Consider the following 10,657-nt stretch of genomic DNA (forward strand, 5'->3'; position numbering starts at 1 on the left):
AGAAGGACGGTGAATCCCCTTGGAATTCGGGCTCTTTGTGCAGGGATACGTGCCTGAGGCGCGGTCCAAGGTCGACCCCGAGGCAGAGCACAAGGCGCTGATCGAGGAGACCGAGTACGTCATCCAGGCGGACAAGTCCGGGTTCAAGTACGCCTGGGCCTCCGAGCACCACTTCCTGGAGGAGTACTCGCACCTGTCGGCGAACGAGGTGTTCCTCGGGTACCTCGCTCACGCCACCGAGCGCATCCACCTCGGCTCCGGCATCTTCAACCCGCTCGCCCCGGTCAACCACCCGGTCAAGGTGGCCGAGAAGGTCGCCATGCTCGACCACCTCTCCAAGGGGCGCTTCGAGTTCGGCACCGGCCGCGGCGCCGGCAGCCACGAGATCCTCGGCTTCCTTCCCGGCATCGAGGACATGAACGGCACCAAGGAGATCTGGGAAGAGACCATCGCCGAGTTCCCCAAGATGTTCCTCCAGGAGGAGTACGAGGGGTTCCAGGGCAAGCACTGGTCGCTCCCGCCGCGCAAGATCTTCCCCAAGCCGTACGGCAAGGCCCACCCGGCCATGTGGTACGCCGCCGGCTCCCCCTCCTCGTACGCCATGGCCGCCAAGAAGGGCCTCGGAGTCCTCGGCTTCAGCGTCCAGAAGGTCTCCGACATGGCCTGGGTGCTGGAGCAGTACAAGACCGCGATCCAGGAGGCGAAGGCCATCGGTGCCTTCGTCAACGACAACGTCATGGTCACCTCGACCGCGATCTGCGCCGAGACCCACGACAAGGCCGTCGAGATCGCCGTCAACGCCAACATGAACCGCTTCCAGTCGCTGGTCTTCCGCTACCACGACACCTTCCCGCGCCCCGAGATGATCCCCGAGTGGCCCGAGATCCTCCCCGAGTACAACGCGGAGATCATCGAGCTGCTGATCGCCGAGGAGCTGCTCATCTGCGGCGACCCGTCCGAGGTCCGCGCGCAGTGCAAGCGCTGGGAGGAGGCCGGCGCCGACCAGCTCTCCTTCGGTCTGCCGACCGGCGTCTCGCCCGAGGACACGATGACCACCATCAAGCTCATCGGAGAGCACGTCATCCCGCACATCGACACCGACCCGGTGCACCGCACCACCCGCTTCCGCGAAGGCGCGTAGCCCGCGGGGGAACGGGGGCGGCGTCTTCCCGGACCGCCGCCCCGCAACCGGCCCCGGCCGGAGTCACGCCGTGGCTGCGGCCGGCCCGGCGGACCCCGACCGGGGCCCTGGGCTGTGGCCCGCAGGTGCGGCGCCGTTCCCGGGGGCCGGGGCGGAGCCCCAGGATGCGGCGCGCAACGTGAACACTGTCGGAGAGGACGTCATGCTCGACCACTTGATCAAGGGCGCCACCGTCGTGGACGGCACCGGCGCACCCGCCCGCGTGGCGGACGTCGGGATACGCGACGGCCGCATCGCCGTCATCGCCGAGCCCGGCACCGTGACCGAAGAGGCCACCACCACCGAGGACGCGACCGGCCTCGTCCTGACCCCCGGGTTCATAGACCCCCACACGCACTACGACGCCCAGCTCTTCTGGGACCCGTACGCGACCCCCTCCATGAACCACGGAGTGACCACCGTCGCGGGCGGCAACTGCGGGTTCACACTGGCCCCCCTCAACCCCGCCCGCCCCGAGGACGCCGACTACACCCGCCGCATGATGAGCAAGGTCGAGGGCATGGCGCTCAAGGCCCTCGAAGAGGGCGTCGACTGGACCTGGTCCACCTTCGGCGAGTACCTCGACGCGCTCGACGGCCGCATCGCCGTCAACGCCGGCTTCATGGTCGGCCACTGCGCGCTTCGCCGGTACGTCATGGGCGAGGACGCCGTCGGCGGCCGGCCCACCGAAGAGCAGATGCAGGCGATGCTCGACCTGTTCCACGACGCCATGAACGCCGGTGCCTGGGGCCTGTCGACCACCCAGTCCTCCACCCACTCCGACGGATCCGGCGCCCCCGTCGCCTCCCGGCACGCGGCGCCCGAGGAACTCCTCGCGCTCTCCCGGGCGGTCTCCGAGCACGAGGGCACCCAGCTCGAGGCGATCGTCGCGGGCTGCCTCGACCAGTTCGCCGACGAGGAGATCGACCTCTTCGTCGAGATGAGCGCGGCCGCCGGACGGCCCCTGAACTGGAACGTGCTCACCATCGACGCCTCCGTCCCCGAGCGCGTGCCGCGCCAGCTGATCCCCAGCGAGCGCGCCCGCAAGGCCGGCGGCCGCATCGTCGCGCTGACGATGCCGATCCTGACCCCCATGAACATGTCGCTGGGCACCTTCTGCGCCCTCAACCTCATCCCCGGCTGGGGCGAGATCCTGGGCCTGCCCGTCCCCGAGCGCATCGCGAAGCTGCGCGACGCCGACGTGCGCGCCGAGATGCTGGTCCGCGCGGCCAGCAAGGAGGCCGGGGTCTTCCGGCGCCTGGCCAACTTCGGGCGCTACGTCATCGGCGACACCTACAGCGAGGCGAACCAGGGCCTGTCCGGCCGCGTCGTCAACGACATCGCGGCCGAACGCGGCCAGGACGCCTTCCAGTGCCTGGTGGAGATCTGCGCCAACGACGACCTGCGTACGGTGCTCTGGCCCATGCCGACCGACAACGACCCGGCGAGCTGGGCGCTGCGCGCCGAGACCTGGCAGCACGAGGACGTCATGCTCGGCGGCTCCGACGCCGGCGCGCACCTGGACCGCATGTGCGGAGCCCCGTACACGACCCGGTTCCTCGGGGACTGCCTGCGCGGCCGCAAGCTGGTGCCGCTGGAACAGGCCGTACGGATGCTCACCGACGACCCGGCCCAGCTCTTCGGGCTGCGCGAGCGCGGCCGGATCACCGAGGGCTTCCATGCGGACCTGGTGCTCTTCGACCCGGAGCGGATCGAGGCGGGACCGGCCACGCTCGTGCACGACCTGCCCGGGGACAGCCCGCGGCTGGACGCGCGGGCGATCGGCATGGTGTCCGTACGCGTCAACGGCGTGGAGACCATCCGCGACGACGAGGTGACGGGCGCGATCCCGGGGATCGTGCTCCGTTCCGGCCGGGACACGAGGACGGTGAGCACCAGGTGAGCAGTGCTACGGACAACCCGCAGAAGCTCTACATCGGCGGCGAGTGGGTCGAGCCGGCGGGCGGGCACTACGAGGTGGTCAACCCGGCCGACGAATCCGTCGTCGGCCTGGCCCCCGAGGCCTCGCGCGGCCAGGTCGAGGACGCGGCGCGCGCCGCGGCGGCGGCCTTCGAGGGCTGGTCCCGGACGAAGCCGGAGGAGCGGGCCGCGATCCTGGACCGGGCCGCGGACATCATCCAGCGCGAGTACGAGCCCTGGACGGCGCTCGCCCAGGCCGAGACGGGCGCGCCCACCGGGATCGCGCGCGGCATGCAGGTCGGGGTGGGCGTGGCCCGCTTCCGCCGGTACGCGAAGGGCGCGCTGGAACCGGTCGAGCGCGGGCTGCCGCCGCAGGTCACCGAGGCCGGGCCGATGGGTGCGGCGAGCATCCTCGGTGCCCTGGAGGTGCGCCAGCCGGTCGGGGTCGTCACCTGCATCACCTCGTACAACAACCCGTGGGCCAATCCGGCGGGCAAGGTGGCCCCGGCGCTGGCCATGGGCAACACGGTGGTGGTCAAGCCGGCCCCGCAGGACCCGCTGTCGGTGTTCCGGATGGCCGAGGCCCTGCACGAGGCCGGGGTCCCGGCAGGCGTGGTGAACGTGGTCTCCGGCACCTCGGTGGAGGTCGGCGAGGCGGCCGTGGACTCCCCGGACGTGGACATGGTGTCCTTCACCGGTTCCACCGGCGTCGGGCAGCGGATCGCCGAGGTGTGCGGCCGCACGATGAAGCGGCAGCTGATGGAGCTGGGCGGCAAGGGCGCGGCGATCGTCCTCGCGGACGCGGACCTGGACGCGGCGGTGATGGGGATCGGCACCACCTTCTCCTTCTACTCCGGGCAGATCTGCACGGCTCCCACCCGGGTGATCGTCCACCGGTCGGTGTACGAGCAGCTGGTGGAGAAGCTGCAGGGGTACCTGGCCTTCATGAAGGTCGGCGACCCGGCGGTTCGCGGCACCGTGGTGGGCCCGGTCATCTCGGCGGCGCACCGGGACCGCGTGGAGTCGTACGTCGAGCTGGGCAAGAAGGAGGGCGCCCGGATCGCCTTCGGCGGCGAGCGCCCGGTGGTGGGTGAGGGTGCCGCCGCGGGGAAGGGCTTCTACGTGGCCCCGACCCTCCTCGTCGACTGCACGAACGACATGCGCGTGGTCCGGGAGGAGATCTTCGGGCCGGTCGTCGTGGTCGTCCCCTTCGACGGAGCTGCCGGGGACGAGGACGAGGCGGTGGCGCTGGCCAACGACAGCGACTTCGGCCTGATCAGCTACGTGTGGTCCGCGGACGCGGCCCGTGCTTTCCGCGTGGCGCGGCGGCTGCGGGCGGGCGGGGTCGGGGTGAACACCATCGGGCGGAACATGGAGGCGCCGTTCGGCGGCTTCAAGCGTTCGGGGGTCGGCCGGGACGTGGGCTCGTACGCACTGCACGCCTACAGCGAGATGCAGTCGATCGTCTGGGCCTGAGCGGAATTCCGGGCCGGAGGTTCTCGGCTTGACCAAATGTTGACCCGGAAAGTTTGAAACCGGTCAAAACGGACAGTGCTGCGGTTTCCGCATGGCGAAATAAAAGGTCCAGGCCTGCCGAAACGATGATCGGCTGGCCTGTGAACCTTGTATTACATCCTCGTGAAGACTCTCGGCCTCGAGATTCCAAGGGCTTTGGCCGTGCGGGGATCCGGACTTAGGTCCTCCAGATGTGGAAAACGCAGCGTCTAACGTCCTGAGGTATGACACAGCTGGACGTCCGGCCCCAGGCCGGAGACACGGTAAACGGAGCCGCCCCCCGGGGTGGCTCCGATGGTGACGTACGGGGCAAGGGCCTCGGCAAGGGCTCCGTCGGCCTCGTGGGAAGCGCCGTCATCGGCATCTCCACCGTCGCCCCCGTCTACTGCCTGACCTCGACCCTCGGGTCCACCGCCGGAGAGGTCGGCGTGCAGATGCCGGCCGTCTTCCTGGCCGGCTTCCTGCCGATGCTGCTGGTCGCCTTCGCGTACCGCGAGCTCAACAAGGCGATGCCGGACTGCGGCACCTCCTTCACCTGGACCGTGAAGGCCTTCGGCCCGCGGATCGGCTGGATGTGCGGCTGGGGCCTGGTGATCGCCACGATCATCGTGCTCTCCAACCTGGCCGGCGTCGCCACCTCCTACTTCTGGCTGCTGGCCGGCGAGATCACGAGCAACCCGGCGATCGCCGCCCTGGACGACAACAAGCTCGTCCACATCGCCACCTGCCTCACCCTGATCGCCGTCGCGACCGCCATCAGCTACCGCGGCATGACGGCCACCAAGGGCGTCCAGTACGCGCTGGTCGGCCTCCAGCTCGCCGTCCTCGCCATCTTCGTGGCGATGGCCTTCCAGAAGGCCTCCGCGGGCACCTTCGACACCGGCCTGGACTTCTCCTGGCAGTGGATGAACCCCTTCGCGGTCGAGTCCATGGCGGCCTTCACCGCCGGCCTCTCGCTCTCGATCTTCATGTACTGGGGCTGGGACGCCTGCCTGGCCACCAACGAGGAGACCACCGGCTCCGCCAAGACCCCCGGCCGCGCCTCGCTCATCGCGATGGTCGTCCTCGTCGGCTCGTACCTGGCCACCGGCATCGCCGCCCAGATGGCCGTCGGCTCCGGCACCGAAGGCCTCGGCCTCGGCAACCCGGAGACCTCCGACAACGTCTTCGCCGCCCTCGCCGGCCCGGTCATGGGTCCCTGGGTGCTCGGCGTCCTGCTCCTCGTGGCCGTCCTGGCCTCCGCGACGGCTTCCCTGCAGACCACCTTCATCCCGGTGGCCCGCACGGTCCTGGCCATGTCCACGTACGAGGCGCTGCCGCCCTCCTACGCCAAGGTCCACCCGAAGTTCAAGACCCCCGGCCGCGCCACCGTCATGGCGGGCGTCGCGACCGGCGCCTTCTACACCGTGATGACCCTGATCAGCGAGAACGTCCTCACCGACACGATCTTCGCGCTCGGCCTGATGATCTGCTTCTACTACTCGCTGACGGCCTTCGCCTGCGCCTGGTACTTCCGCTCCGAGCTGCGCCGCTCCACCCGCGACCTCTTCTTCAAGGGCGTCTTCCCGGTCCTGGGCGGCCTGCTCCTGGCGACCGTCTTCTTCAAGACCCTGATCGACATGTGGAACCCGTCGTACGGATCCGGCTCCACGGTCCTCGGCGTCGGCAGCGTCTTCATCATCGGCGTCGGCCTGCTGGCCCTCGGCCTGGTGGTCATGTTCGTCACCGAACGCCGCAGCCCCGCCTTCTTCCGCGGCGAGGTCCTGACGAAGTCCACCCCGTCCCTGGTGGTCCAGGACTGACCCCGGGGCCCTCAAGCCCCTCCCCCCCCGCTGTGTCATGCACGCCCGCGGCCCCGGATCGATCCTCCGATCCGGGGCCGCGGGCGTTGCCGGCCGAGGGCGTACCGCTCGTCACCGAACTCGGCGACGATCTTCGGCCCCCCGCCGGGGGCGCCTGCACAGGCGGCGAGGGTCCCGCCCTCACTGCGCTCCAGGTGGGGTGTCGGGCTCACGGCGTGGCCTCCTCCTGCTGTGTCAGCTCCACGACGATTGCTTCCCGGTCCACGTACCTTCCCCGATCTCACGCCAAAGGGGGCCGGAGCGGTGACTCGGGGCGCGGCAGGGTCGTTGGGACGGGCATGAACGCCATCAAGCGCAGCCTCGCCGCCCTCGTCCTGTCCGGAGGAGCGGCCCTCGCCCTCTGCCCCGCCGTCGCGCACGCCGCCGACGAGCCCGCCATCCAGGGGCCCCCGATCACCCAGCGCGTCGGCGAGATCGTCGACCACCCCGGAGGCGCCGTCAAGGACGCGAAGACGGCCGTGGAGATCACCGCCGGAGCCGCCGGTTCCGCGTCGAAGGCCACCGACGCCTCCCTCGGCGGAGCCGGGACCGCGCTGTCCGCAGGACTCCCCAAGCCGCCGAAGGTGCGTGCCTGAGGTCAAGCCGCGCGGGGGCCGCTCGCGCTGACTTCCGGGCGGGCCCTGCCGACGGGGTGGTCGTTGGGCAGGACATGATCCTCTGGTTGCTCAATCACCTCAGCACATTCCTCCTCGGTGTCCTCCTCGTCGGCGGCTTCGTCGCCCTCGCCATCGGCGGCAGCATGGCCGCGCGCCGTCGCTTCCCGCACCTCGCGGACGGCGACCACAACGAGATGGTCGGGGTGGCCCTCGGGATGTTCGGCGCGATCTACGGCATCATCCTCGCCTTCGTCGTCGTCACCCTGTGGACGCAACTGGAGAACACCCAGACCATCGTCGCGACCGAGGCCACCGATCTGGCCCTGGTCGTCCGCAGCGCGGAGGTCTTCCCGCCTGCAGAACGCGCCCGCGTGGACCGGGCGGTGGGCGACTACGTCCACGCCGTCGTGGAGATCCAGTGGCCCCTCATGCGCGAGGGCCGGCCCAGCTACGAGGCCACCGCCGACCAGACGCACGCCCTGTACAGGGCACTCCAGGCCTACGAGCCCTCCGGCCCCCGGAGCGAGACCTTCTACGGAGAGGCCGTCGGCCGCCTCAACGACGTGGCCGCACAGCGCCGGGCGCGCGTGACGATGGCCGAGACCTCACTGCCGCCGCTGCTCCAAGTGCTCGTGTACGGCGGTGCGCTGGTGATCCTCCCGCTCACCTTCCTCTTCGGGCTGCGGAGCCTGAAGATGCAGCTGCTGTTCGTCTCGGCGGTGGCGGGACTGATCGGCTTCAGCCTGCTGCTGGTGATGGCCCTCGACCGTCCCTTCGCCGGGGAGCTGAGCGTGAGCCCCGCACCGTACAAGGACGCGGCACTGGCGCAGTTCTGGCGCTAGGGACTGCCGCTTCCGGCGGGCGTCCGCCGCTTCCGGCCCCGCCCGCCGCCGCTCGGCGGCGGGCGGGGCCGGGCCGGGCGATCCGGACGTGCGCACGTGAGTCGATCATGGACGAGAGGGTACGGGCCCGTCAGGTGAGGGGGCCGAGGTCGATGAGGTCCAGCCGGTCGGGATCGGTGAGCACGTCGATGGCGGTGATCCGGCCGTCGGTCACCGTGAAGGCCATCACCGACATCAGCCGGCCCTCGACCACGCACAGCACGCCGGCGGCCCCGTTGACGAGCACGGGGCGGACGAACGGGGCGAGCGTGTTGTAGAGGGCAGCCTGCGACCCCACGGTCCGGGCACCGGTCAGCACCACCGACTGGCCGGCGCGCGCCACGCCGCCGTCGGAACGCAGGACCACGTCGGGGTGGAGCAGGGCGAGGAGCGCGTCGAAGTCCCCGTCGCGGGTGGCCGAGAAGAACGCGCTGACCGCCTCGCGCTGCCGGGCCAGGTCCGGATCCGGCGCGGGCGCCCGGCCCTGGACGCGGCGCCGCGCACGGCTGGCGAGCTGCCGGGTGGCCGTCGGTGTCCTGTCGAGCATCAGGGCGATCTCGTCGAAGGGCACGGAGAACATGTCGTGCAGGACGAACGCCAGCCGCTCCGCCGGAGCGAGGGATTCGAGCACCACGAGCAACGCCAGCCCGACGGAATCGGCCAGCAGCACCTCGTGCTCGGGGTCGACGGTGCCTTCGCGGGCGAGGACGGGGTCGGGCATCCGGGGAGGCCGGCCGACCCCGCCCGGCCCGTCCAGCCGGTCGTCGAGTGAGTCCTCCCGGCGGGTCTCGCGGGCCCGCAGCCCGTTCAGACACAGCCGTGCCACGACCGTCGTCAGCCAGCCGCCGAGGTTCTCCACGTCACTGACGTCGGTACGGCTCAACCGCAGCCAGGCCTCCTGGACCGCGTCCTCGGCCTCACCGATCGACCCGAGCATCCGATAGGCGACGGCCCGGAGATGGGAGCGGTGCTCCTCGAAGCGGAGGGCCAGGAGGTGCTGGCCGTCCGGGTGGAGGTGCGTGGCGCCGTCTGTGTTCCCGTCGTCCGTGTTCCCGTCGCCGCTTGCGTTCCTCTCCCCGTTCGTGTCGACGTTCGCGTTCACGTTCACGTTCGCGTCCACGCGCATGCCCCCGTACTGAGTCCCCGACCGGTCGATTCAGTAGATCATCCGGCCTCGCACGGGGTCTTGTCCGGCCTCGTACGGTCTCATCCGGCCTCGCCGGAACTCCGCTACTTCCAGGGGTCCTCGGTCGGCATGCAGCCCAGCGCGCGGAGCCGGTCGTCGGTCTCCTTGAGTCCCTGGATCCCCTCGCTGATCTCCGCCCAGCCGCTGGCCGCCGCCTCGGCGGCCTTCTCCTTGTTCGTCGGCGACACGGCGAGGCCCGAGGCGTTCAACACCCTGCCCATGCCGGAGGAGAGGTGCTCGCGGGCCTTGGTCCAGGTGTCGTGGGTCTTCTGCTCGGGGATGTAGGCGACGGTGTACCCCCGGGCCTCCTCCAGCCGGTCCGACAAGGGGCCGAGATCGATGATGATCTTGCCGTCCTCGTGCTGGCCCCGGGCGGTTCGCGCTGCGGAGATCAACCCGTGGAGCAGCTTCTCGCCGCCGGTCCCGTACCACTGGATCACGCCGGGGCCGGGGTTGACCGGCCCCGTGGCGCTGGGGGTCGGGGCGGTGAAGGTCGGCGCGGGCTTGAAGCTCACGTTCGTCTTCGGCGGGGTGATCTCGGGTTCCCCCGCGCATCCGGTGAGCAGGACCGCGCCGAAGGCGCAGGTCATGCCGACGGTGACGGCCGAGGCGAGCGGTAAGCGGACGCGCATGGTTCCCCCTGGGGAGTCTTCGGATCAGTCCTTGCGCCCGGTCGCGGCGACGGTCACACCGAGACCGATCATCGCGAGCCCGCCGGCCCCGCCGACGGCGGAGAGCCGCTGCGGCGACCGAGAGAACCAGCTGCGGGCAGTCGCGGCGACCATGCCCCAGGCGCTGTCGCAGACTACGGCGATGAGGTTGAACACGAGCCCGAGAAGCAGCATTTGGGAGGTGACGTGCCCCTGGTCGCGGTCCACGAACTGCGGCAGGACGGCCGCGAAGAACACGATGGTCTTCGGATTGGCCACCCCGACGGCGAACCCTTCCCACAGCGACCGCCAGTTCCCGTACTCGGCTGCGCCCGCCCCGAACTCCGCGCGCAGCGAATGCCGCTGCCGGAAGGCCTTGACCCCCAGGTAGACGAGGTACGCGGCCCCCGCGAGCTTGAGCACCGTGAACACGAGCACGGACCGCTCCACGACCGACCCCACGCCGAAAGCCACGGCGACGACGAGCACGTACGCCCCCAGGGTGTTCCCGGCCACCGTGATCAGCGCGGCCCGCCACCCCTGGGACAGCGCCCGCCCGATGACGAAGAGCACGCTCGGCCCGGGAATGACGATCAACAGCAACGACATGGCGGCGAACGCCAGCAGCCGGTCAGTGGACACCATGCAGTTCATCGTTCCGGACGGGGGGTGGGAGGGGAAGGGGTTTTCAGGTGGGCGGGGTGGGAGTGGGGGTGGGGGGACTGGGGGTGGGTGGGGGTGTGGGGGTGGCCGGCTTGTGCTGCGGGTGGGGTGGTGGCTTTGACAGGGGTTCGGGGGGCGTCCCGGTAGTCCAGTGTTCTTTCGGCGTGGGGCGGGCCCACAAAGGCGCCCCCACCGGTCCCCGCC

10 protein-coding genes are annotated in these 10,657 nt (G+C 70.6%); 6 read left to right on the plus strand and 4 right to left on the minus strand.

Translation table 11 applies throughout. The features are described 5' to 3' along the window. The first annotated feature begins 19 nt into the window (after window positions 1-19). The 4 genes from ACFYM0_RS31870 to ACFYM0_RS31885 all read left to right on the plus strand — a co-directional run bounded on the left by ACFYM0_RS31870 (window position 20) and on the right by ACFYM0_RS31885 (window position 6,417). Window positions 20-1,141, plus strand: a complete 1,122-nt coding sequence (locus tag ACFYM0_RS31870) for an LLM class flavin-dependent oxidoreductase (RefSeq protein WP_388507378.1) — start codon at window positions 20-22, stop codon at window positions 1,139-1,141. A gap of 202 nt (window positions 1,142-1,343) precedes the next feature. After that, window positions 1,344-3,083: an amidohydrolase family protein gene (locus ACFYM0_RS31875; protein ID WP_388507421.1), complete on the plus strand. Its 1,740-nt coding sequence runs from the start codon at window positions 1,344-1,346 to the stop codon at window positions 3,081-3,083. After that, on the plus strand, window positions 3,080-4,576 hold the full coding sequence (locus ACFYM0_RS31880; protein ID WP_388507380.1) for an aldehyde dehydrogenase family protein: 1,497 nt from the start codon (window positions 3,080-3,082) through the stop codon (window positions 4,574-4,576). Before ACFYM0_RS31875 ends, ACFYM0_RS31880 begins: the two co-directional genes overlap by 4 nt. Before the next feature lie 263 nt (window positions 4,577-4,839). Next, window positions 4,840-6,417, plus strand: coding sequence for an APC family permease (locus tag ACFYM0_RS31885; RefSeq protein WP_388507383.1), 1,578 nt, complete (start codon window positions 4,840-4,842; stop codon window positions 6,415-6,417). 35 nt (window positions 6,418-6,452) lie between these two features. On the opposite strand, the gene ACFYM0_RS31890 is transcribed toward ACFYM0_RS31885, so the two are convergent. After that, a complete protein-coding gene (locus tag ACFYM0_RS31890; protein WP_388507386.1) occupies window positions 6,453-6,629 on the minus strand; it encodes a hypothetical protein in 177 nt (58 codons plus the stop codon). A gap of 126 nt (window positions 6,630-6,755) precedes the next feature. Between ACFYM0_RS31890 and ACFYM0_RS31895 the strand changes: the two genes are divergently transcribed. Together ACFYM0_RS31895 and ACFYM0_RS31900 are read left to right on the plus strand one after the other, a co-directional pair. Then, on the plus strand, window positions 6,756-7,052 hold the full coding sequence (locus ACFYM0_RS31895) for a hypothetical protein (protein WP_388507389.1): 297 nt from the start codon (window positions 6,756-6,758) through the stop codon (window positions 7,050-7,052). Window positions 7,053-7,126: 74 nt separating this feature from the next. Further along, window positions 7,127-7,915, plus strand: coding sequence for a DUF4239 domain-containing protein (locus tag ACFYM0_RS31900; protein ID WP_388507390.1), 789 nt, complete (start codon window positions 7,127-7,129; stop codon window positions 7,913-7,915). A gap of 130 nt (window positions 7,916-8,045) precedes the next feature. Here ACFYM0_RS31900 and ACFYM0_RS31905 read toward each other — a convergent pair whose 3' ends face one another. From ACFYM0_RS31905 to ACFYM0_RS31915, 3 genes are all read right to left on the minus strand, one after another. Further along, entirely contained in the window at window positions 8,046-8,945 is a 900-nt protein-coding gene (locus tag ACFYM0_RS31905; protein WP_388507423.1) for a sigma-70 family RNA polymerase sigma factor, read from the minus strand. A gap of 239 nt (window positions 8,946-9,184) precedes the next feature. Beyond that, window positions 9,185-9,772, minus strand: a complete 588-nt coding sequence (locus ACFYM0_RS31910) for a hypothetical protein (RefSeq protein WP_388507393.1) — start codon at window positions 9,770-9,772, stop codon at window positions 9,185-9,187. Window positions 9,773-9,796: 24 nt separating this feature from the next. Further along, on the minus strand, window positions 9,797-10,435 hold the full coding sequence (locus ACFYM0_RS31915; RefSeq protein WP_388507395.1) for a LysE family translocator: 639 nt from the start codon (window positions 10,433-10,435) through the stop codon (window positions 9,797-9,799). Window positions 10,436-10,657: the final 222 nt, after the last annotated feature.

Source organism: Streptomyces sp. NPDC006487, from assembly GCF_042870555.1.
In the GTDB taxonomy this organism is placed as follows: Bacteria; Actinomycetota; Actinomycetes; order Streptomycetales; family Streptomycetaceae; genus Streptomyces.

What these genes read in the sequence shown, in the direction of transcription:
- ACFYM0_RS31915 (WP_388507395.1), bottom strand. Translation starts at nt 10,435, where the DNA reads ATGGTGTCCACTGACCGGCTGCTGGCGTTCGCCGCCATGTCGTTGCTG.
- ACFYM0_RS31885 (WP_388507383.1), top strand. Translation starts at nt 4,840, where the DNA reads ATGACACAGCTGGACGTCCGGCCCCAGGCCGGAGACACGGTAAACGGA.
- ACFYM0_RS31910 (WP_388507393.1), bottom strand. Translation starts at nt 9,772, where the DNA reads ATGCGCGTCCGCTTACCGCTCGCCTCGGCCGTCACCGTCGGCATGACC.
- ACFYM0_RS31895 (WP_388507389.1), top strand. Translation starts at nt 6,756, where the DNA reads ATGAACGCCATCAAGCGCAGCCTCGCCGCCCTCGTCCTGTCCGGAGGA.
- ACFYM0_RS31900 (WP_388507390.1), top strand. Translation starts at nt 7,127, where the DNA reads ATGATCCTCTGGTTGCTCAATCACCTCAGCACATTCCTCCTCGGTGTC.
- ACFYM0_RS31875 (WP_388507421.1), top strand. Translation starts at nt 1,344, where the DNA reads ATGCTCGACCACTTGATCAAGGGCGCCACCGTCGTGGACGGCACCGGC.